General features: G+C 66.7%; 16 protein-coding genes and 1 pseudogene. 11 read left to right on the top strand and 6 right to left on the bottom strand.

Going from position 1 to position 22,777, the window contains the following annotated elements:
* Positions 1-17: 17 nt before the first annotated feature.
* The 3 genes from QRM96_RS16530 (at position 18) to clpB (ending at position 4,772) form a co-directional block, all read left to right on the top strand.
* Positions 18-860, top strand: coding sequence for an ABC transporter permease (locus QRM96_RS16530; protein WP_133831863.1), 843 nt, complete (start codon positions 18-20; stop codon positions 858-860).
* On the top strand, positions 857-1,999 hold the full coding sequence (locus QRM96_RS16535; protein WP_285320285.1) for a sulfate/molybdate ABC transporter ATP-binding protein: 1,143 nt from the start codon (positions 857-859) through the stop codon (positions 1,997-1,999). The genes QRM96_RS16530 and QRM96_RS16535 overlap by 4 nt, the downstream gene beginning before the upstream one ends.
* Before the next feature lie 130 nt (positions 2,000-2,129).
* Positions 2,130-4,772, top strand: coding sequence for an ATP-dependent chaperone ClpB (gene clpB, locus QRM96_RS16540; RefSeq protein WP_285320286.1), 2,643 nt, complete (start codon positions 2,130-2,132; stop codon positions 4,770-4,772).
* A 45-nt stretch (positions 4,773-4,817) separates the two neighbouring features.
* On the opposite strand, the gene QRM96_RS16545 is transcribed toward clpB, so the two are convergent.
* Positions 4,818-5,495 (bottom strand): septum formation family protein, encoded by a 678-nt coding sequence (locus QRM96_RS16545; protein WP_018760827.1) that lies wholly within the window; start codon positions 5,493-5,495, stop codon positions 4,818-4,820.
* Between the two features lie 272 nt (positions 5,496-5,767).
* Here QRM96_RS16545 and QRM96_RS16550 point away from each other — a divergent pair, with 272 nt between their 5' ends.
* Complete coding sequence (locus QRM96_RS16550; protein WP_018760828.1) at positions 5,768-6,001, top strand: DUF3073 domain-containing protein; 234 nt, start codon at positions 5,768-5,770, stop codon at positions 5,999-6,001.
* A 206-nt stretch (positions 6,002-6,207) separates the two neighbouring features.
* Positions 6,208-6,978, top strand: a complete 771-nt coding sequence (locus QRM96_RS16555) for a VOC family protein (RefSeq protein ID WP_285320287.1) — start codon at positions 6,208-6,210, stop codon at positions 6,976-6,978.
* Positions 6,979-7,028: 50 nt separating this feature from the next.
* Here QRM96_RS16555 and purM read toward each other — a convergent pair whose 3' ends face one another.
* From purM to QRM96_RS16570, 3 genes are read right to left on the bottom strand one after another with little or no spacing between them, the layout of a single operon-like run.
* Entirely contained in the window at positions 7,029-8,174 is a 1,146-nt protein-coding gene (purM, locus tag QRM96_RS16560; protein ID WP_109045583.1) for a phosphoribosylformylglycinamidine cyclo-ligase, read from the bottom strand.
* Complete coding sequence (gene purF / locus QRM96_RS16565) at positions 8,171-9,841, bottom strand: amidophosphoribosyltransferase (RefSeq protein ID WP_018760831.1); 1,671 nt, start codon at positions 9,839-9,841, stop codon at positions 8,171-8,173. The genes purM and purF overlap by 4 nt, the downstream gene beginning before the upstream one ends.
* A gap of 57 nt (positions 9,842-9,898) precedes the next feature.
* Complete coding sequence (locus QRM96_RS16570; protein ID WP_018760832.1) at positions 9,899-10,213, bottom strand: hypothetical protein; 315 nt, start codon at positions 10,211-10,213, stop codon at positions 9,899-9,901.
* A gap of 311 nt (positions 10,214-10,524) precedes the next feature.
* On the opposite strand from QRM96_RS16570, the gene QRM96_RS16575 reads away from it, so the two are divergent.
* From QRM96_RS16575 to QRM96_RS16585, 3 genes are all read left to right on the top strand, one after another.
* Complete coding sequence (locus QRM96_RS16575) at positions 10,525-11,631, top strand: S-(hydroxymethyl)mycothiol dehydrogenase (protein ID WP_018760833.1); 1,107 nt, start codon at positions 10,525-10,527, stop codon at positions 11,629-11,631.
* Positions 11,628-12,248 (top strand): MBL fold metallo-hydrolase, encoded by a 621-nt coding sequence (locus tag QRM96_RS16580; protein ID WP_285320288.1) that lies wholly within the window; start codon positions 11,628-11,630, stop codon positions 12,246-12,248. Before QRM96_RS16575 ends, QRM96_RS16580 begins: the two co-directional genes overlap by 4 nt.
* 98 nt (positions 12,249-12,346) lie before the next feature.
* The gene (locus QRM96_RS16585; protein WP_285320289.1) at positions 12,347-14,701 is read left to right on the top strand and encodes an FdhF/YdeP family oxidoreductase; all 2,355 of its coding nucleotides are present in this window, start codon (positions 12,347-12,349) and stop codon (positions 14,699-14,701) included.
* A gap of 20 nt (positions 14,702-14,721) precedes the next feature.
* On the opposite strand, the pseudogene QRM96_RS21065 reads toward QRM96_RS16585, so the two are convergent.
* Positions 14,722-15,364: pseudogene (locus QRM96_RS21065) on the bottom strand (HNH endonuclease signature motif containing protein); the annotation flags it as partial.
* 532 nt (positions 15,365-15,896) lie between these two features.
* Between QRM96_RS21065 and QRM96_RS16595 the strand changes: the two are divergent.
* The 3 genes from QRM96_RS16595 to fdhA all read left to right on the top strand — a co-directional run bounded on the left by QRM96_RS16595 (position 15,897) and on the right by fdhA (position 19,962).
* Positions 15,897-17,201, top strand: coding sequence for an aromatic ring-hydroxylating oxygenase subunit alpha (locus QRM96_RS16595; RefSeq protein WP_018760837.1), 1,305 nt, complete (start codon positions 15,897-15,899; stop codon positions 17,199-17,201).
* Entirely contained in the window at positions 17,198-18,610 is a 1,413-nt protein-coding gene (locus QRM96_RS16600) for a ferredoxin reductase (protein WP_018760838.1), read from the top strand. Before QRM96_RS16595 ends, QRM96_RS16600 begins: the two co-directional genes overlap by 4 nt.
* 137 nt (positions 18,611-18,747) lie before the next feature.
* Positions 18,748-19,962, top strand: coding sequence for a formaldehyde dehydrogenase, glutathione-independent (fdhA, locus tag QRM96_RS16605; RefSeq protein ID WP_285320290.1), 1,215 nt, complete (start codon positions 18,748-18,750; stop codon positions 19,960-19,962).
* Positions 19,963-20,137: 175 nt separating this feature from the next.
* Here fdhA and QRM96_RS16610 read toward each other — a convergent pair whose 3' ends face one another.
* Positions 20,138-22,645: a GcvT family protein gene (locus QRM96_RS16610; protein ID WP_285320291.1), complete on the bottom strand. Its 2,508-nt coding sequence runs from the start codon at positions 22,643-22,645 to the stop codon at positions 20,138-20,140.
* Positions 22,646-22,777: the final 132 nt, after the last annotated feature.

Genomic DNA, 22,777 nt, shown 5'->3' on the forward strand with positions numbered 1-22,777 from the left:
ACACGGAAGGTACCAAAGTGGTGGGGCAAGGCTATTCCGGCGTTCCCGGCTGGGTCCGCGCACTGGCTGTTGTTGCCGCCGTCGTCGTGCTGCTCCCGCTGCTCGCCATGGTGCTGCGGGTGGACTGGACCCGGTTCATTCCGCTCGTGACCTCGGACGCGTCCCTGACGGCGCTGGGACTGAGCCTGCGGACCTCCGCGGCCAGCACGCTGCTGTGCATTGTGCTGGGTGTCCCGTTGGCGCTGGTCCTCGCCCGGGATTCTTTCCGGCTGCAGGGGCTGCTGCGTTCGCTGGTGCTCCTGCCGCTGGTGCTTCCGCCCGTGGTGGGCGGCATCGCGCTGCTTTATACGTTCGGCCGCCAGGGCCTGGTGGGGCGGGCCTTCGACATGCTGGGCCTGCAGATTGCTTTCTCCACCACCGCCGTGGTCCTGGCCCAGACGTTCGTGGCGCTGCCCTTCCTGGTGGTCAGCCTGGAGGGTGCCGTGCGCACCTCAGGCTCCCGCTATGAGGCCGTGGCCGCCACCCTCGGCGCGCGCCCGGGCACCGTCTTCCGGCGGGTCACGCTTCCCCTGGTCCTGCCCGGCCTCGCTTCAGGCGCTGTCCTCTCGTTCGCCCGCAGCCTGGGTGAGTTCGGTGCCACACTGACGTTTGCAGGCAGCCTGCAGGGGGTGACCCGCACCCTGCCGCTGGAAATCTACCTGCAGCGGGAAACAGACCCGGACGCGGCCGTCGCCCTGTCGCTGGTGCTGGTGGCCGTCGCCGTGGCGGTGGTGGCGCTCGCGTACCGCCGGCCCGCAGCGCGCAGCGGAGCAGGAAAACGGCCGACGACGCCGGTACCGGCAGGAAGGAACAGCAAGTGACGTTGTCCTTCCAGGCAGCCGTGGCCGGGCGTGGATTCGACGTGTCCCTGACGGTGGGGCCCGGTGAAACCGTCGCCGTGATGGGGCCCAACGGCGCCGGGAAGTCCACCCTGCTCTCCAGTATTGCCGGGCTGTTGCGGCCGGACAGCGGCAGGGCGGAACTCAACGGAAAGACCCTGTTCGACCTCGACGGCGGCAACCGCACCTGGGTGCCGCCGCACCATCGCGGAACCGCCCTGCTCGCCCAGGAACCCTTGCTCTTTCCGCACCTGAGCGCGGTGGACAATGTCTCTTTTGGGCCCCGCAGTGCCGGCATTCCCAAACGGGAAGCCCGGCAGCGTGCCCTGGGCTGGCTGGCTGACGTTGAAGCTGAAGCTCTGGCCGGTCGCCGCCCCGCCGAACTCTCCGGCGGCCAGGCCCAGCGCGTTGCCGTGGCACGCGCGCTTGCCGCGGATCCCTCGCTCCTCCTGCTGGACGAGCCCCTCGCTGCCCTCGACATCCACTCAGCCCCGTTGTTGCGTCGACTGTTCAAGCGCGTCCTCGCGGGGCGGCAGGCCATCATCGTCACCCATGATGTCCTTGATGCGCTGATCCTCGCGGACAGGGTGGTCATCCTGGAGGACGGCAGGATTGCCGAGGACGGTCCAACCCGGGAGGTGCTGGAACGCCCGCGCAGTGCCTTTGCGGCCGGCCTGGCCGGGCTGAACTTCGTCCCCGGAACGTTGGACGGGGCCGCCGTGCGCACGGAGGAAGGCCTGCGGATCGCCGGCCATGGCGGGGATCCGGAAGCCGACGGGCAGCAGGCGGCGCCCGGGCAGCCGGGCGCGCAGCCGGCGGCGCCCGGGCAGCCGGGCAGGTCCGGGGAACCCGCCCCGGTGGCCGGGTCCGGGAACCCCGGGGTGGCCGTGTTCCCGCCGTCGGCCGTTTCCGTGTTCCTCACCGACGCGCACGGCAGCCCCCGCAATTCCTTCGCCGTTACCATCAGCGACCTTGAGCCGCACGGCGACCAGATCCGCGTCCGGGCCGGAGGCCTGGCCGCCGACATCACGCCGGCCGCGTCCGCGGACCTGGGCCTGGTGCCGGGGCTGGCCGTGCACTTCGTGGTCAAAGCAGCCGCAGTTTCCGTCTACGGGACCTAGCGCGGTGTGGCGGGACCTCCGGCTCTGGACAGCGGTTTCGCCGTGGGCAAACATGGCTTAAGAACCTCGTCCTAAAAAGTTGAGCGTAGTACACTCAACTTAGTTATCAAGCCCCCGAAAGGAGCCCTCTTTGGACGTCAAATTCACCACCAAGAGCCAGGAGGCTCTTTCCGCTGCGGCAATGAATGCCTCCACCGCCGGCAACCCCCAAGTGGAGCCGGCCCACCTGCTCAAGGCGCTGATGGACCAGCGGGAGGGTGTCGCCGTCGCGCTCCTCCGCGCCACCGGCGCCGATCCCGATGCCGTCAGCGTCCAGGCCAGCAGCGCCATCAAGGCCCTGCCCGCGACGTCGGGGGGCTCCAGCCAGCAGGCGCAGCTGAGCCGGCCCGCCCTGCAGGCCATCCAGAACGCGAAAGAGGAAGCGGACCGGCTGGGCGACAGCTTCGTGTCCACCGAGGTGCTGCTGCTGGGCCTCTCGGCCGGCAACGACGCCGCCGCCCGGCTGCTCCGGGACGCTGGCGCGTCCCGTGAGGCGCTCCTTGCGGCTTTGCCCGGGGTCCGGGGGGACCGCAAGGTGGACAGCCCCGACCCCGAAAACACCTTCCAGGCGCTCGAAAAATACGGAACGGACCTCACTGCCATGGCCCGGGCCGGGAAGCTTGACCCGGTGATTGGCCGCGACTCCGAGATCCGGCGCGTGGTCCAGGTCTTGTCCCGGCGGACCAAGAACAACCCGGTACTGATCGGCGAACCCGGCGTCGGAAAGACTGCAGTGGTGGAAGGGCTGGCCCAGCGGATGGTGGCGGGCGATGTCCCCGAAAGCCTGCGCGGCAAGACGCTCATCTCCCTGGACCTCGGGTCCATGGTGGCCGGGGCGAAGTACCGTGGTGAGTTCGAGGAGCGGCTCAAGGCGGTCCTTGAGGAGATCAAGGGCTCCGACGGCCAGATCGTCACCTTCATCGACGAGATCCACACGGTGGTGGGCGCCGGCGCTACCGGCGATTCCTCCATGGATGCGGGCAACATGCTCAAGCCCATGCTGGCCCGTGGCGAGCTGCGCCTGATCGGCGCCACCACGCTGGACGAATACCGCGAAAACATCGAAAAGGATGCCGCCCTGGAACGCCGCTTCCAGCAGGTCTACGTCGGCGAACCCAGCGTGGAGGACACCATTGGCATCCTTCGCGGTCTCAAGGAGCGTTACGAGGCGCACCACAAGGTGTCCATCGCGGACTCCGCCCTGGTGGCCGCCGCAACCCTGTCCAACCGCTACATTTCGGGCCGCCAGCTGCCGGACAAGGCAATCGACCTGGTGGATGAAGCCGCGTCCCGGCTGCGCATGGAGATCGACTCCGCTCCGGAGGAAATCGACCAGCTGCGTCGCCAGGTGGACCGGCTCACCATGGAGGAGCTTGCGCTGGAGGGCGAGACCGACGCCGCTTCGGTGGAACGGCTCGCCGCGCTCCGTGCCGACAAGGCGGACAAGGAAGAGGAACTCTCGGCGCTGAACGCGCGATGGGAGGCCGAGAAGGCCGGGCTCAACCGGGTGGGCGACCTGAAGGCCAAGCTGGACGAGTTGCGCTCCGCAGCGGACAAGGCCCAGCGCGAGGGTGACCTGGAGACCGCATCGCGGATCCTGTACGGGGAAATTCCGGCGCTTGAACGCGAGCTAAACGCCGCTGCCGAGGCGGAGGCCGCCGTGACGGACAAACCGGCGCAGATGGTGGCTGAGGAAGTGACGGCGGAGGACATCGCCGAAGTCATCTCGGCCTGGACCGGTATTCCCGCCGGCCGGATGCTGCAGGGCGAAAGCCAGAAGCTGCTCCACATGGAGCAGGAGCTGGGCAGGCGGCTGATCGGCCAGTCCAAAGCCGTGGCTGCCGTCTCCGACGCCGTCCGCCGCGCCCGCGCCGGAATCAGCGATCCCAACCGCCCCACCGGCTCCTTCCTGTTCCTCGGCCCCACCGGCGTGGGCAAGACCGAACTCGCCAAGGCCTTGGCGGACTTCCTGTTCGACGACGAACGCGCCATGGTGCGCATCGACATGTCCGAGTACGGCGAGAAGCACAGCGTGGCCCGGCTGGTCGGAGCGCCTCCGGGCTACGTCGGCTATGAGGAAGGCGGACAGCTCACCGAGGCGGTCCGCCGCCGCCCGTACTCCGTGGTGCTGCTGGACGAGGTGGAGAAGGCGCACCCCGAGGTGTTCGATATCCTCCTGCAGGTGCTCGACGACGGCCGCCTCACCGACGGCCAGGGCCGCACCGTGGACTTCCGGAACGTCATCCTGGTGCTGACCTCCAACCTGGGCAGCCAGTTCCTGGTGGACCAGACCCTGGACCCCGAAGCCAAGCGCCATGCCGTCATGGCCACCGTCAACGCGTCCTTCAAGCCCGAGTTCCTTAACCGGCTCGACGAAGTGGTCCTGTTCGATGCCCTCACGGTGGAGGAGCTCGCCCACATCGTGGAGTTGCACGTGGCCGAACTGGGCCGCCGGCTCTACGAACGCCGGCTCACCCTCGAGGTCACCGACGGCGCCAAGGCGTGGCTGGCCCTGTCCGGTTACGATCCGGCGTACGGTGCCCGCCCGCTGCGCCGGCTGGTGCAGCGCGAGATCGGCGACCGGCTGGCCAAGGCCATCCTGGCCGGGGATATCAGCGACGGCGACACCGTCCTGGTTGATACCGCGGCGGACCTTGGCGAACTGACCGAGGGCGCGGTGGACACGCTGACAGGCGCCCCCAGCTCGGGTTTGTCCGTTCGGCGGAAATACTAGCGGCCAAACTCACGCCCCAGGCGTGCTGCCTGGACGGACGGATCGTCAGGGCAGCACGCTGGCGGTGATCACGTTGCCGGAATCGGCCGTGACGTAGCAGTCCACCCGGCGGTCGCCCGAATCCCAGCTGGTGCTGCTGGGGAAGCTGCGCTGGTAGTTGAGGTGGAACTGGTTGGCTGCCGGACCGAGGGTGGCCGCCTGGCATGCCTCCAGGGCCTTGGCTTTCAGTGGATCAGCCCCCGGGTAGGCGGCTCCGGCGGGGTAGCGGTATGTTGCCACCAGCTGTGCCGAATGGCCGGTATCGCAGGCGACGACGGTGGACGCCAGGGCTTCCGGATCGAAGTCCTTGAAGCAGTCGCCCACCGCATAAGCGGCAGGTGCCACCCCGTTGCGTGGAAGCGGCTGGGGAGTGGCCGGCGCGGTGGCGGTGGTCTCCAGCACTCCGGGCGCGTCGGCCGCGGACTTCTCCGCGCCGGAGGATGAGTTCAACCACACGGCAAGCCATGTCAGTGAGCCGGCGACGGCCGCGATCACGACGATGAGGAACACCTTCCAGGAGGCGGCCCTGTTGGCTGCCCGGCGCTGCGGGGGATCCGGGACCCGCTGGGACCAGGTCACATCTTCCGGGGCGGGCGCCGAACCGCTGCCCCCGCGTGGGGCCGCCGGCAGGCTGCCGGTGCGCGGCGGCGAGGCAGGCTTGGGTGGGATGTCCTGGTGGTTCACGGGTGCGCATCCTCCTGGGTTTGTGTGCCGCGGCTCGCCAACGGCCGGGCGAAACAGCCACTTCTTAAGTGACTCTAGCGAAGAAAAATCCCGTGTTCCTGCGGCTCGAAGTGCATCATGGTACCCCACGCCCCGTCCCGGGGCCCTGGGCGGCAAGCAGGGGCAGCCGAAAGCATGTAATCTAGGTGTACGACAAATTGACCAAACATTCCGGGGCCTCACCGATCGCCAAGGTGACCACCTCCGGTCCAAGTACAAAAGGGGGTCACGCCATGGGGCGCGGCCGTCAAAAGGCAAAAGCTACCAAGCAGGCTCGGGACATCAAGTACTACTCCCCGAACACTGATTACTCGGCACTTCAGCGTGAGCTGACGGGCCCAGGCAGTCGTTCAACGAGCCATTACTCGAATGAACCGGTCGAGCCGGACTATTCGGCTTATGTGGATAAGTACGCGGATGATTTGGATGACGATGACGACGAGGTTGACAGCCGTCGCATCGGCTAGTTGTCGTAAAGCCGCCGTGGCCCCGGATTTCCAGGCCGTACCGCAGCTACGCGCTACAAGCTCCGCAGGTGCCTTCCCGCAGCGTTGGGATGGCACAGGACCTCCTTTTTAGTACCCGTTTTCGGGTGACCGCTGACATGAGGAAGCCCGCTGCTTTCCGGGATACCCGGTGGCAGCGGGCTTTCCCGCGTTGGTACCCTGACCGGATGACTGTTCGGACGACTTACGCCAATGGCGAGCCCTGCTGGGCGGATTTGCAGACCCCCGATGTCGCCGCCGCCAAGGACTTCTACGCCAGGGTGTTCGGCTGGACCTACCAGGACTTTCCTACTCCGGACGGCCGCAGTTACGCGCAGGCCGTCATGAACGGCCGGTTGGTCGCCACCATCGCGCCGCAGGGCCCCCTGCAGCCGCCCGGCACGCCGGCCCGGTGGAACATCTATTTCGCGGCGTCGGACGCCACAACGCTCCTTGACGATGCCGCTTTTGCCGGCGGGACCGTCCAGTTCGGGCCGGAGCAGGTGGGCGCTACCGGCGTGCTGGCGTTCCTCGCCCCGCCCGGCGGCGGCACCACCGGGATCTGGCAGGCCGGAACCCATTACGGGAGCCATCTCTTCAACGAGCCGGGGGCGCTGGCCTGGGCCGAACTGTCCACGCCCGGGCCGCAGGCCGCGGTGGGCTTCTTCCAGCAGCTGTTCGGGCACGAGGTCACCGAATATCCCCAGGACGACGGCGGCAGCTACAGTACGCTGCTTGTCGACGGTGCCGAGGTGGCCGGCGTCGTTCCTGCCGAAGAAGGCGGGGACGCAGCCTGGCAGGTCTACTTTGGCGCCGCGGACGTCCGTGCTGCGGCGGCGGCAACGGTCCAGGCCGGGGGAGAAATCATCGTTGAGCCGGACGAGCATGCCGCTGACGGTTCACTGACCACCATCCGGGACCCGCAGGGCGGCATCCTCAGCCTCATCCAGGTCAGTTAAGACCATAGGGGTCCCCACCGTGCGGTGCGGGACCCCAATGGTTGGTGGCTCTAGGCGTAGGCGTTGACCATGCGGACGGCGCCGCCATCCACGCCCTTGGCGCCCTGGACGTAATCGGGGCCGGACTTGGAAATGGCATCCGAGTCCTCCGTGACCGCGCCCATGATCCAGGACGGCAGGCCCCGGTCGTTCAGGCGCGCCACTGCGGCGTCGGCGGCGTCGGGGGACACGATGGCCACCATCCCCACGCCGAGGTTCAGGGTGCGCTCGAGGTCGGGCAGCGGGACATTTCCCAGTTCGGACACGAGCTTGAAGATCGCGGGCAGTTCCCAGGTGGCGCGGTCCACCGTTGCCACCAGGCCCTGCGGGAGGACCCGGGCCAGGTTGGCGGCCAGGCCGCCGCCGGTGACGTGGCTGAAGCCGTGGACGGCGGCGCCGGCGCTGACCGGGAAGGTGCGGGCCAGGTCCAGGCAATCGGCTGCGTAGACGCGGGTGGGCTCAAGGAGTTCCTCGCCCAGCGTGCGCCCCAGTTCGGATACCTGGCGGTCCAGTGCCCAGCCGGCGTGGTTGATGACGCGGCGGACCAGCGAGTAGCCGTTTGAGTGCAGGCCGGAGGAGGCCATGCCGATCACCACGTCGCCGGCGCGGACGCGGTCCGGGCCGAGGAGGGCGTCGGCTTCCACGACGCCGGTGGCGGCGCCAGCGACGTCGTATTCATGTTCGCCCAGCAGGCCCGGGTGCTCGGCGGTCTCGCCGCCCACCAGGGCAGTGCCGGCCACGGAGCAGGCTGCGGCGATGCCGCGCACGATGTCCGCGATGCGTTCGGGGACCACCTTGCCGCAGGCGATGTAGTCGGTCATGTACAGCGGCTCGGCGCCGACCACCACGATGTCGTCCACCACCATGCCTACCAGGTCGAAGCCGATGGTGTCGTGGATGTCCATGGCCTGGGCGATGGCCACCTTGGTGCCGACGCCGTCCGTGGAGGTGGCCAGCAGCGGCTTCTTGTAGGTCAGGAGCCTGGAGACGTCATAGAGGCCGGCGAAGCCGCCCACCCCGCCGATCACCGAGGAGTTGTGGGTTGCCTTGACGGCATCCTTCATGAGCTCGACGGCGCGGTCCCCGGCTTCAACGTCCACGCCGGCGGAGGCGTAGGTGATGCCGGAGTTTTCTGCGGCGGTGTTGGCGGAAGTCATACGGAGTCCTTCTTGTCGGCGCTGGTGGCGGCGTGTACGTCGGGCACGAGGTCGGCTTCGGTCAGCAGGTTTTCGAATTCGGCGTCCGGTCCGGGATCGCAGCCGGTGGCGCCGGCTTTCTCAGCCGGGTCCTCCGCGGCATCAACGGCCAGGGCGACCGTCTCGCCGGGAAGCGCGGCCGGGGACGGCTTGAGGCCGCCAAGGTCGGTGCGCTCCAGCAGGTTCTTGCCCAACTTGTCGGCGTCCGGCAGCTTGATGGGGTACTTGCCGGTGAAGCAGGCGGTGCAGAGCCGTTCGCGGGGCTGCCGGGTGGCCCCGATCATGCCGTCCTCGGAGATGTAGGCCAGTGAGTCCGCACCGATGGCCTGGGAGATTTCCTCGATGGTGGCGCCGTTGGCGATGAGTTCCGCGCGTGAGGCGAAATCGATGCCGTAGAAGCAGGGCCACTGCACCGGCGGGGAGGAGATTTTGACGTGGACGGCTGCGGCGCCGGCTTCCCGGAGCATCCGCACAATGGCGCGCTGGGTGTTGCCGCGGACGATCGAGTCATCCACCACCACAACCCGCTTGCCGCGGATCACGGACTCGAGGGCGTTGAGCTTGAGGCGGATGCCGAGCTGGCGCAGGGTCTGCGAGGGCTGGATGAACGTGCGGCCCACGTAGGAGTTCTTGACGAAACCGTGCGCAAAGGGGATGCCGGATTCCTCGGCGTAGCCGACGGCGGCGGGGGTACCGGATTCCGGTACGGGAATGACGATGTCCGCCTGCTGCGTGTTTTCCCGGGCCAGCTGGCGGCCCATCTCCACGCGGGACTCGTAGACGGAGCGGCCGGCGATGGCGGCGTCCGGGCGGGCGAGGTAGACGTACTCGAAAACGCAACCGGCCGGCGTCGGCTCCGCGAACCGCTTGGACCGCACGCCGTCCTCGTCGATGGCAATGAATTCGCCCGGCTCGATCTCCCGAATGAAGCTGGCGCCGACGGTGGCCAGGGCGGACTGCTCGGAGGCCACCACCCAGCCGCGCTCCAGCCGGCCGAGGACCAGCGGACGGATCCCGTAGGTGTCGCGTGCGGCGTAGAGGGTTCCTTCGTCCATGAAGACGAAGCAGAAGCCGCCCTTGATCTTGGGCAGGAGTTCCGTGGCGGTTTCTTCGAGGGTCTTGCCCGGCTCGCCTTCAAGCAAAGCGGTGACCAGGGCGGTGTCGGAGGTGTTGCCCTGCTTCATTTCGCCGGTGAGCTGGCCGCCGTTGCGTTCGTTGATCATGGCGTTGAGCTCGGCGGTGTTGGTCAGGTTCCCGTTGTGTGCCAGGGCAACCGTGCCGGTGGAGGTGGCGCCGAGGGTGGGCTGCGCGTTGGCCCAGTGGCTGGCGCCGGTGGTGGAGTAGCGGCAGTGGCCCACGGCCAGATGCCCGGTCAGGGTGTTCAGGGTGGTCTCGTCGAAGACCTGGGAGACGAGTCCCATGTCCTTGTAGACGTTGATCCGTTTGCCGTCGCTGGTGGCTATGCCAGCCGACTCCTGACCGCGGTGCTGCAGTGCATACAGCCCGTAATAGGTAAGTTTTGCTACTTCTTCGCCTGGTGCCCAAACGCCGAAGACGCCGCAAGCGTCCTGCGGGCCTTTTTCGCCGGGGAGAAGATCATGGGAAAGTTTTCCATCGCCGCGTGCCACTGATCGATTATCGCACGATATGGGGTAGGACTTTTCCGGCTGCCCGATTGTGACCTGCTAGGCCTGGGGGTCGGTATCCGGTTCGGAATCCGGCACGGCTTCCACCACCGCCCGCTGCTGGCGCTTCACGCTGCGGCGGTCCAGCACGAGGGCCAGCCCGGCGCCCAGGATGGCCCCTGCGGCCGCGAACATCACCAGGAAGAAACCGAACACCGCACCGGGGTCGAAGGTGGTGTCCCCCGGCACCCCGTACGCCACCACCGCGGCAGCGACGGCTCCCAGCAGCGCTCCGACCACCAGGAAGGGAACGTACTTGGGTGCCCGGCGGACGGTAACCTCGCGCCGCTCGGCGGGGGTTTCTTCAAAAGACATGCCATCCAGCCTACTGCCCACTGTTTTGCTCCGGGAAACGGGTGTCTGGGGATGCCTGGCGCTCCCGGCCCGGAGAGGCGGGAGTGGCACACTGGTAGGCAACTGCTCGGAGACTGATATATCTATTGACATGGAGTCTTGTCGCTGCCATATTCTGCTGTAGGCACTATGTGCATTCTGTTGTTTATTATGCAACTCATTGCGCTTCGAACGCTGAGGCGCCGTGGTCCCCGGGCCGGGCCTGTCAGTTAGATTGGCAGTTGGTGCCGACTCACGGATCCGGGCGGATCCAGGAAAGGAACACAAGAACCATGGTTCACAAAGTTCAAGCAGTTGTTGTCCGGGAGAAGAACGCCCCTGTGTCGTTGGAGACCATCCTGGTCCCGGATCCGGGGCCGGGGGAGGCGCTGGTGGACATCCTGACCTGCGGTGTCTGCCACACGGATCTGCACTACAAGCAGGGCGGTATCGGGGATGACTTCCCTTACCTGCTCGGGCACGAGGCCACAGGGGTTGTCAGTGCCGTTGGCCCCGATGTGACCCAGGTGGCCCCGGGTGACCGGGTGATCCTGAACTGGCGCGCGGTCTGTGGTGAGTGCCGTGCGTGTGCCAAGGGCCAGCCGCAATACTGCTTCAATACGCACAACGCCACGCAGAAGATGACCCTTGAGGACGGCACCGAGCTTTCGCCTGCCCTGGGCATCGGTGCTTTCGCGGAAAAGACCCTGGTGGCAGCTGGGCAGTGCACCAAGGTGGACCCGGAGGTTGATGCTGCCGCGGTGGGCCTGCTGGGTTGCGGCGTGATGGCAGGCATCGGTGCCGCGATCAACACCGGGGAGGTCAAGCGTGGCGAGTCCGTGGCAGTGATTGGCTGCGGCGGCGTGGGGATTGCCGCGATCGCGGGCGCGAAGCTCGCGGGGGCGACCACGATCATCGCCGTGGACATCGACGACAACAAGATCGGGATGGCCAGGTCCCTCGGTGCAACCCACGGGGTCAACTCCAAGCAGGAGGACGCCGTGGAAGCCATCCGGGCCCTCACCGGAGGCCACGGGGCGGACGTGGTGATTGACGCCGTCGGCCGGCCCGAAACGTACAAGCAGGCCTTCTACGCCCGCGACCTTGCCGGCCGCGTGGTGCTGGTGGGTGTTCCGACGCCGGAGATGACGCTTGAGCTGCCGCTGCTGGACGTCTTTGGCCGCGGCGGATCGCTGAAGTCCTCCTGGTACGGCGACTGCCTGCCCTCCCGCGACTTCCCCATGCTCGTCTCGCACTACAAGCAGGGAAACCTGGACCTGGATGCGTTCGTGTCCGAGCGCATCACGATCGACCAGGTGGAAGAGGCCTTCGAACGGATGCATGGGGGCAAGGTGCTGCGCTCCGTCGTCGAGGTCCAGCCTGCCGGGGCGTCCGCATGAGCGTCACCATCGAGAACCTGGTCACCTCGGGAACTTTTTCGCTCGACGGCGGCACCTGGGACGTTGACAACAACGTCTGGATCGTGGGCAATGACGAGGAATGCATCATCATCGATGCGCCGCACGACGCAGCGGCGATCATCAACCAGGTCCGCAGCCGGAAGGTGAAGGCCATCCTGCTCACCCACGCGCACAACGACCACATCGGTGCCGCGCGTGAGGTGGCGGACGCCCTGGAGGCACCGATCCTGCTGAACCAGGAGGACCTGGTGCTCTGGGAGCAGGTATACCTGGACGCGAAACCGGACCGCTACCACTCCGACGGTGACGTATTCGAGGTGGGCGGGGCGGCCCTGCGTGCGATCCACACTCCGGGACACTCGCCCGGGTCCACTTGCTTCTACCTGGAATGCGAGGGAACGGTGTTCACCGGCGACACCCTGTTCAACGGCGGCCCAGGTGCCACCGGGCGGTCCTACAGCGACTACCCCACCATCCTGGCGTCCATCCGTGAACGGCTGCTGACACTGCCCGCCGACACCGTGGTCCGCACCGGCCATGGGGACAACACCACCATCGCCGCCGAACAGGAAACGCTGGCGAAGGTCCCGCAGTAACCATAAGTCAAGAAAGCGCCCGGCGGAGGCGCGCTGGGAGGACCCGGCGCGCCTCCGCCGGCGATCCATCAGCACAAGCCGGTAAGGACGTTGGAACGATGAAGTTCGGCAAGCAGCCCGCCCCCGTTGCGGACATCAATGAGGACAACCTCGAAGTCCACAAGCCCAAGACCGAAGCTGCCGGGGTCAAGGCCGTCATGGTTGCGCTCGAGCGTGCGGTGGCGCAGGCGGGTGTGGCCCGGACGGCGCAGTCGCTGCTGCGGTTGAACCAGCGGGGCGGTTTCGACTGCCCCGGTTGCGCGTGGCCGGAATCGGACAAGAAGCGAAAAGCGGCGGAGTTCTGCGAGAACGGCGCCAAGGCGGTGGCCGAGGAGAACACCCTGCGTACCGTGGGCGCGGAGTTCTGGGCCCAGCACTCCATCGCCGAACTCTCGGAGAAGACCGAGTACTGGCTGGGCAACCAGGGCCGGTTGAGCGAACCGGTGGTGATCCGCGAAGGGGAGACGCATTACTCGCCGATCTCGTGGGCTGATGCCTTCGAGCTGATCGGTGAACACCTCCGGGCGACCACCCCGGAGCGCAGCGTCTTCTACACCTCCGGCCGCACCGCGAATGAGACCGCATTCCTGTACCAGCTCTTCGCACGGTCCCTGGGCACCAACAACCTCCCCGACTGCTCCAACATGTGCCACGAGTCCTCCGGCTCGGCTTTGAACCCGACCATCGGCATTGGCAAGGGCACGGTGTCCCTGGATGACATCCACGACGCCGAACTGATCTTCGTGGTGGGCCAGAACCCCGGCACCAACCATCCACGGATGCTGTCCGCGTTGAAGGAGTGCAAGGACAAGGGCGGCAAGGTGGTGGCCGTGAACCCGCTGCCCGAGGCCGGCCTGTTCAACTTCAAGGACCCGCAGACCGTTTCCGGGGTGGTGGGCGGCGGGACGCCGTTGGCCGATGAGTACTTGCAGATCAAGGTGGGCGGGGACTTGGCGCTGTTCCAGGCGCTCGGCCACCTGCTGCTGGAGGCCGAGGCAGCCAATCCGGGGACCGTCGTCGACCATTCCTTTATTGCCGCCCAGACGGACGGGTTCGATGCCTACCGCGAAGCCCGGCGCACCTTGGACTGGGATGAAACCGAGAAGGCCACCGGCCTCACCCGGGGCCAGATCGAGAAGGTCGCGGCGATGCTGGAGGCGTCCAAGGCCTCGATCTTCTGCTGGGCGCTGGGCGTGACGCAGCAGCCGCACTCGGTGGACACCATCAAGGAAATGGTCAACGTCCTGCTGCTGCAGGGCAACTTCGGCAAGCCCGGCGCCGGCGCCTGCCCTGTCCGCGGGCACTCGAACGTCCAGGGCGACCGGACCATGGGCATCTGGGAGAAACCCAAGGAGTGGCTCCTGCAGGCCTTGGACGCCGAGTTCGGCATCACCTCCCCGCGGCACCACGGCTACGACGCCGTGGAGTCGATGGAGGCATTCGAACGGGACGAGGTGGACGTATTCGTGTCCATGGGCGGAAACTTCTCGCTCGCCTGCTCTGACACCGAGGCCCTGGAAGCGGGCATGCAGCGGATCGGGCTGACCGTGCACATCAGCACCAAACCCAACCGCTCGCACGTGGTGCACGGCCGCACGTCACTGATCCTGCCCACCCTGGGCCGCACCGACAAGGACGACAAGCATCCCAACGGCGCACAGTTCCTCTCCGTGGAGGACTCGATGTCCGTGGTCCACTCCACCCAAGGCCGCCTCACCCCAGTCTCCGAGCACCTGCTGGCTGAGCCCGTCATCGTGGCACGGATGGCGGAGGCCACCTTTGGCCCGGACCACCCAGTGGACTGGAAGGCAATGGCCGAGGACTATGACGTGATCCGCGACCACATCGCCCGGGTCCTGCCCGGCTTCGAGGACTTCAACGCGCGGGTGCGGAGCAAGAACGGCTTCGTGCTGCCCAACCCGCCCCGCGACACCCGCTCCTTCGCCACCGACATCGGCCGCGGCCGGTTCACCGTCAGCCCGCTGGAATACCTCACCCCGCCGCCGGGGCACCTGGTGCTGCAGACCATCCGCAGCCACGACCAGTACAACACCACGTTCTACGGCCTGGACGACCGCTACCGCGGCATCTCCGGCGGCCGCCGCGTGATCCTCATCCACCCTGAGGACCTCGCCGAGCAAGGATTCCAGGACCGGGAACTCGTGGACGTCGTCAGCACCTTCCAGGGCGTGGACCGCCGGGCAGACAAGTTCCGCCTGGTGGCCTATCCCACCGCCAAGGGCTGCGCGGCCGCGTACTTCCCCGAAGCCAACGCACTGGTCCACAAGGAAAACGTGGCCCGCGTATCCAACACCCCCGGCTTCAAGGCCATGTTCGTCAGGTTCGAGCCGCACCGGGGAGAGCCTGCGGTTGCCGGGGAATCTGCAGGGGAGTTGGCAGGGATGCAGGCTTAGCCCGCCGGGGCGGTCAGGCCGGGCCATCGTGGCGGTTCCCAGTCCTGGTGTTCGCTTTGGTAATGGCGGCCTGTGGGTGAGGTCCAGCCGGGTGGTTCGTTTTCGCTGGCGGGTGTTGGTTTCCATCCGGTGGTGTGGCGGAGTTTGTGGTGTTTGGGGCACGGTTGTCCCAGGTTGGTGATTCCGGTGGTGCCGCCCTTGGCCCGGCGAGGATGTGATCGGCATCGTTGTCCAGGGCCCGCGGATCCACCAACACCCGGTAAAACGATCCCGCCCCGTTTGCGACAAGTTGGCGTGCCATGGACGGCGGAATCGGCCCATACCCGTCCAGTACCGCCGGCTCGTCCGTCAGGCCCAGCAGCGAAAACACCGGAACCGTCACCAGCACCTGCGCCCGGACCGGCGACGGCACACGGTCCCGGACAGCGCCCACACGTTCGCTGGAGCTGCCGCCTGCACCCACACGTTCGGTGGAGCTGCCACTTGCACCCTCGGCCAAACCGCCGCTGCCGCTTGCACGGGTGTCGCCGGCGCCGGTGCCGTTGGTGAGGATCGCGTCGGCGAAGGTGTCGGCCCGGAGCTGGGTCAGGTCCTGCCCTCGCCGGGGCCCTGCAGGCTACGGGCGGTCGCCGTGAGCCGGTTCCACCCCGCCAGTGCGGCCTCGACCTCCCGGGCACCGGCCAGAATGTCCAGGCAACCAGCCGCCACACCAGCCAACGGATCGGCCGCAGAAAACGGCTCCAAACCGACCCGTCCACCTCGGCATTCAGCACAGCCAGGGCAGCCCGGATCTCCCCAAACGCCCTCACCACCGCCGATTTCCCCATAACCCATCATGACAAGGGGGTACGACATCCAGACGACTGCCGGGCCTCTCCCCGGCAGTGGGGGGCAGCTAAACATGGGTTCCGGTCCGGGATTCTTTACGTTCGGGGATGGCAGTCCTCCGTGGCATCGACCATGCTTTTTCGTCATATCCGAAATTGATTGACAGTGAGCGTGGCTGGAGTCACACTGTTGCATATGGTGATCGTTGTTGCGTTAGGCGCTTCAGTTTCATTCCGGAGTTGTCGCTTCTGTTGCTGATGAACCTCCCCACATTCGTTGACAGAACGTCTTGAACACCCCTTGTGCCCCACCTGCTCCGTATCCACCCCCAAATCGCCCCATGCCCAGCCCTATCGGGAGGAAACACATGACTACCTCAGTGAATGCGCCCCTCAGCGCACGCGGAAAGCTCGCCTCAACATTGCCTGCCGAGCAGCTGGCCGAAATTACCGAGTTGTTTGCTTTGCGGCGCACCGGCTACTCCCTTGATGCCCCGTTCTACACTGACCCGACAATCTTCAAGCTCGACATGGAAGCCATCTTCGGCCAGCACTGGATCTTTGCCGGCAGCGTTGCCGAGTTGCCGGAGCCGGGCGACTACATCACGGTCGACTACGGACCCTACTCCCTGATCGTGCTGCGCACCGACGAGGGCGGCGTCAATGTCCTGCACAACGTCTGCCGCCACCGCGGTGCCCGCGTCCTGACCGAAGCCGCCGGTTCCACCGGAAACCTGGTCTGCGGCTACCACTCCTGGACGTACTCCCCCGAGGGCAACCTGATCCACGCATCCGCCCCCGGCGAAGCCAAGTTCGACAAGAACTGCTTTGCCCTCAAGCGCGCCCACAGCCGCGAGGTTGCCGGGCTCATTTTCGTCTGCATTGCTGACGAGCCACCCGCAGACTTCGACGAAACCGCCAAGATTTTCGAGCCCTACCTCGCGCCCCACGACCTGTCCAAGACCAAGATTGCCTACCAGCAGAACATCATCGAAGAAGGCAACTGGAAGCTCGTCATGGAGAACAACCGTGAGTGCTACCACTGCGACGGGCACCCGGAACTCGCCTGCTCGCTGTTCCCCACGTGGGGCCTGACCGAGGGTCTGATCCCGACCCACCTCGAGGAAGTATGGGACCGCAACAAGGAAGCCCAGTCCTCCCTCGAGGAGCGGTGCCGCCGCTACGGCCTGCCCTACGAGGTGGTGGAGGAACTCGACACCCGCATTGCCGGTATCCGCATCTCGCGCGAATCCCTGGACGGCGAAGGCGAATCGTTCTCCGCAGACGGCCGCAGGCTCTCCAAGAAGCTGCTCGGCGACCTTCGGGACTTCCGCCTGGGCCGCTGCTCGATGCACTTGCAGCCCAACAGCTGGTTCCACTTCCTGGGTGACCACGTCATCACGTTCGGGGTTTTCCCCATCAACGAGCACCAGTCCTTGGTCCGCACCACCTGGCTGGTGGCTGACGACGCCGAGGAAGGCGTTGACTACGACCTCGAAAAGCTCACCTACACCTGGAAGCAGACCAACCTGCAGGACAAGGCGTTCGTTGAGCTGTGCCAGCAGGGTGCTGCCAGCCCCGCGTACGAGCCCGGCCCTTACATGAAGAGCGAATACCAGGTGGAGGCCTTCATCAATTGGTACGTCCAGCGCGTGCAGGAGCACTTGGCATGATTGACGTCCTCACTCAGGCGCCGGTCCGGGAACCACAGCGCATCCGCGGCCTTGAAATGCCGTGGAACAGGGTGATGGGCAGCATGGAAGGCCCGGCCAGTGCAGCCAAGGCGCTGGGCCCGTGGCATCCGCAGGAGTTCATGGCCGAATGCGTCGAAACCGTTCCCGAAGCCGGCGGCATGATGACCTTCGTCTTCCGCCGCTGCGACGGTGCGCCCCTGGCGTTCCGCGCGGGCCAGTACGTGAATATCGCTTTCCCCGTGAACGGCGAGGACCAGGAACCGGTGGACCGCAGCTACTCGCTGTCCAGTTCACCCACGGAACCGTGGACTTTCAGCGTCACCGTCAAGCGCGACCCGGGCGGACTGGTTTCCCCGTGGGTGCACGGGAACGTCAGGCCCGGAACTGTCCTGGACATGCTGGGACCTGTCGGGGCATTCCACCTGCCTGACGCCGATCGGCGGGCACGGTACCTCTTCCTGGCCGCCGGCGCAGGCATCACCCCCATCATGTCGATGCTGCGCACCATCCACTCGTTGCCCGGAACCGCCGATGTGGTGGTGCTTTACCACGGCGCGGAAGCCGGCGGCTTCGCCTTCCACCGGGAATTGGCCTACATCGCGTCGGTGGACTCGCGCGTCAAGGTCTTCTACGCCCTGGGCGACCGCGGCAGGCCCGAGGACTGGGAGGGCTTCACCGGACGGCTGACGGCGGCCATGATCGACGAGGTGGCGCCGGACGCCAACGGCCGGCAGGTGTACGCCTGCGGACCCGAGGGGTACTTGAACACCGCCACTGAACTGCTCAAGAACGTGGGCGTCGACGATACCTCCATCTACATGGAGTTCTTCTCCGGCGACCGGCAGACCCTCCTCGAATACCAGGCCGAGCTCGCCCTGGCGGCGGACATCGCCGAGGAAATCGCCGACGAGATCGCGGAGTCCGCCGAGGACTACTTCGAGGGCCAGCCGGCGGCGTTCGGGATCTATGAGCCCGGCTACGACGAGGATGGAACCCTGCAGGCCACGGGGCTGGCGCTGGAAGCTGCAGCCCCGGCCTCCGCGGAAGCCGCCTCCGCGGAAGCCGCCGAAGCCGCAACCGAAGCCGCCACCCCGGATGCGTCAAGCTTCGACACCGTGGGAACTGGCAGCCTCACCCTGTCTTTCATGCGCACCGGAATCAATGTGCGGATCGACCCGCAGGAACCCATCCTGGGTGTGGCCCAGCGGGCCGGTGTCCGGATCGGCGCCAACTGCAAGGAGGGCATGTGCGGCTCCTGCAAAGTGGTCAAGCTGTCCGGGGAGATCGACATGAACCACCAGGGTGGAATCCGCAAACGGGAAATCGATGCCGGCAAGTTCCTTCCCTGCTGCTCCACCGCGCGCACCGACATGGTGATCGACGCTTAGCCGCTTCCCTGAGCCGCCGGCACCGCGCGCCGTCCCACGTTTCACCGCAGGTGAAAGTCATAACCACACGGAAGGTCTGATGCTGCCGGCGTCAGGCCTTCCGTGGCAATTGAACCCTAACCATAGGAGCCACGCCCATGTCAGGTAACAAAGCCGTTGCGTACAAGGAGCCCGGGGTTGTCGAGGTCATCGATACCCCGTATCCGTCGTTTGAACTGAAGGCCGGCCCCGGTGTCAATCCCGCCAACGTCGGCCGGAAGGTGCCGCACGGGGTCATCGTGCGCACCGTGAGCACCAACATCTGCGGCTCGGACCAGCACATGGTCCGCGGCCGGACGACGGCCCCTGCCGGCCTCGTCCTGGGCCACGAAATCACCGGCGAAGTCATTGAGACCGGACCCGACGTCGAATTCATCAAGGTGGGGGACATCGTCTCCGTCCCGTTCAATATCTCTTGCGGGCGCTGCCGGAACTGCAAGGAGCGCAAGACCGGGATCTGCCTGAACGTGAACCCGGACCGTGCCGGCTCTGCCTACGGTTATGTCGATATGGGCGGTTGGGTGGGTGGGCAGGCGGAATACGTCCTGGTTCCCTACGCCGATTGGAACCTGTTGCGGTTCCCGGACCGGGACCAGGCCCTGGAAAAGATCATGGACCTGACCATGCTTTCCGACATCCTCCCCACCGGCTTCCACGGCGCAGTCACGGCAGGCGTCGGCGTCGGGTCCACCGTCTACGTTGCCGGTGCCGGCCCCGTCGGGCTTGCCGCGGCCGCCAGCGCCCAACTGCTGGGAGCTGCGGTGGTCATCGTGGGCGACCTCAACGAAGACCGCCTGGCCCAGGCCCGGTCCTTTGGCTGCGAAACCGTCAATGTGGCCAACGGCGACCCGGCAGACCAGATCGAGCAGATCCTCGGCGTCCGGGAGGTCGACTCCGGCATCGACGCCGTCGGCTTCGAGGCACGCGGCCACGGCCCCGGCGCCCAGGAAGCACCTGCCACCGTGCTGAACTCGCTGATGGACCTCACCACCGCCGGCGGCTCTGTGGGTATCCCCGGCCTCTACGTCACGGGGGACCCGGGAGCCGCGGATGAAGCCGCACGGAAGGGCAGCCTGTCCCTGTCCCTGGGAACCGGTTGGGCGAAGTCCCTGTCCTTCACCACGGGCCAATGCCCGGTGATGAAGTACAACCGGCAGCTGATGATGGCCATCCTCCATGACCGGATCCAGATCGCCAAGGCGGTCAACGCCAAGGCCATTTCGCTCGACGACGCCCCGCGCGGGTACGCGGAGTTCGACGCCGGCGCGGCAACGAAGTACGTCCTGGACCCGAACGGCTACCTCAACAACTGATGCGCGGTTCCCGTTTGTGAAGAACGGCAAGGTTCCAACGGCGGCGCCCCGCTCAGCAGGGGTGCCGCCGTTGGCATGCCGGGGTGGAACAGCGCGCGCTCCGCGGGCAACAAAAGAGGTGGTTGGGCCTGCAGGTCTCAAGCAGGCCCAACCACCTTTGTGGTGGATGGGCAGATCAGCCGCGGAGGCGCTCCATGCCCGGGTCAAAGAGCGGCTCGGCGCTGACGGTGGCGGCTACGCGCCGGCCGAAGTACTCGATCTCCACGGCGTCCCCCTCGGACACCGACGAGGGCAGCCAGGCGTAGGCAAGGGGCTTGCCGATGGTGAAGCCATACGCCGCGCTCGTGACGTAACCAGCGGCTTCCCCGGCCACGTACACCGGTTCCTTGCCCAGCACCACTGACGTGCCGTCGTCGACCGTCAGGCAGCGCAGCATCTTCGCCGCAGGCTGCTCGCGGAGCGACGCCAGGGCCTTGGCGCCCACGAATCCGGTCTTGTCCTTGGCCACGGAGAAACCGAGGCCCGCTTGGTACGGGTGGTGCTCGGACGTCATGTCCGTGCCCCACAGCCGGTAGCCCTTCTCAAGGCGCATGCTGTTGAAGGCGCCGCGGCCGGCAGCGATGATGCCGTGCTCCTGGCCCGCCTCGAACAGCAGGTCCCAGAGCTTCAAACCGTACTCGGCGGTGGTGTAGAGCTCCCAGCCGAGTTCGCCGACGTAGGAGAGCCGCATGGCCGTGACGGGGATGCCGCCCACCGAGATTTCCTTAGTCCGGAAATACTTCAGGCCGTCATTGGTGAGGTCGTCGGTGCTGACCTTGCCAATCACTTCGCGGGCCAGGGGACCCCACAGGCCGATGCAGCAGGTGCTGCCGGTGATGTCGGTGACGTGGACCCACTGGCCGGGGTCGGCGGCGGACTGCCGGCGGGCTTCCACCCGGAGGTAGTCGAAGTCAACGTTGCTGTTGACGCCCAACTGGAACTCTTCCTCCGCCAGCCTGGCCACGGTCACGTCACTGCGGATGCCGCCGTCGTCCGCCAGCAACAGGCAATAGGTCACGGCACCCGGCTTCTTGGCGATGTTGCCCGTGCTGAGCCGGTGCAGGAGTGCCTTCGCGCCCGGGCCGGCGACGGAGAGGCGCTTCAGCGGCGTCATGTCGTAAAGTCCGACGGCGGTGCGCGTCTTCCACGCTTCGGCGGCGGAGATGGGGGAGTGGAACATTGCGGACCAGGAGTCCCGCTCCGGGGTCTGCCATTCGGCCGGGAGTTCTTCGAGGAGCGCGCGGTTGGCTTCGAACCAGTGCGGGCGTTCCCAGCCGGCGGATTCCAGGAAGAACGCGCCCAGCTCCTTTTGGCGGACGTTGAAGGGGCTGACCCGCAGGTCGCGCGGGGATTCACGCGGCTGCAGCGGGTGCATGACATCGTAGATCTCCACGAAGTTCTGTTGCGAGGTTTCGCTGACGTAGGCGTCCGAGGTCTGCACCTTCTCGAAACGGGTCAGTTCGCAGCCGTGCAGGTCTGTCTGCGGCTGGCCGTCGATGATCAGCTCTGCCATGGCCTTCGCAACGCCGGCGGAGTGCGTGACCCACACGGCTTCGGCCACGAAGAAGCCTTCGAGGTCCGGTGCTTCGCCCATGAGCGGGCCGCCGTCGGGGGTAAAGGAGAAGATGCCGTTGAAGCCATCCTGGATTTCGGTGCTGCGCAGTGCCGGCAGCAGGTCCTGGCTGTCCTCCCACGCGGGAACGAAGTCTTCCAGGGTGAAGTCCAGCCGGGAGGGCATGCGGTGGTCGGACATCTCCCCGGCCGGGACCTTCGGCAGTGCGGACATGTCCACCGGCATCGGCCGGTGGGCGTAGCTGCCGATGCCGATGCGGTCGCCCCATTCGCGGTAGTACAGGTCCTTGTCCTGGTAGCGAAGGATGGGCTTGCCGGCGCCGTTGGGAAGCTCGTTGACGCCCTCAAGTTCGGCGAGAGGCGTGGTGACCGCGTACTGGTGGGCCAGCGGCAGCAGCGGCACCTCCAGGCCCACCATCTTGCCGAGCTCACGGCCCCAGAACCCTGCGCAGGACACCACGATATCGGCAGGAATGAGTCCGGCGGAGGTCTCGACGCCGGTGACCTTGCCGCCCTCACGGGCGATGCCGGTGACGGTGGTGGACCCGCGGTAGGTGACGCCGTGTTCGCGCGTGCGCTCGATCAGCAGCTGGACGGCGCGGGCCGCCAGGGCGAGGCCGTCGGTGGGGATGAGCAGGCCGCCCAGGACTTCCCGGCCGCCGCTGAGCTTCCCCGTGGTCAGCAGGGGGTAGATCTTTTCGCACTCGTCGGCATCCACGATCCGGCTTTCGACGCCCCAGGAGGTCATCACGCCCATCTTGCGTTTGAGGTCAGCCAGGCGCTCCGGAGTCGTTGCCAGTTCAAGGCCGCCCACCTGGTTGAAGCAGGACTGGCCATCCTTGCCCAGGGCGAGCAGCTTGTTGACGGTGTAGGTCGCGAATTCCGTCATGGTCCTGGACGGGTTGTTCTGGAATACGAGGCCCGGAGCGTGCGACGTGGAGCCGCCTGCCAGCTCCAGCGGGCCCTGTTCGACGACGGTGATGTCATTCCAGCCGCGGCTTGCCAGCTCGTCGGCGAGGTTGGTGCCGACAATGCCGGCTCCGATGATGACGACGCGGGGTGATGCGCTCATGGTTCGTGGTTCTCCTGGTTGGTGCGTGGCTCCGCGCTTCGCTATAAGCAACGCGCAGCACTATATGCAACACGGTGGCGTAGCTCACAAGGAATGTCAAGGGTTTCCGGCATTGTTGCTGCGGCTGCCGCC

This window comes from Pseudarthrobacter sp. lyk4-40-TYG-27 (assembly GCF_030209295.1).
Lineage (GTDB): Bacteria > Actinomycetota > Actinomycetes > Actinomycetales > Micrococcaceae > Arthrobacter.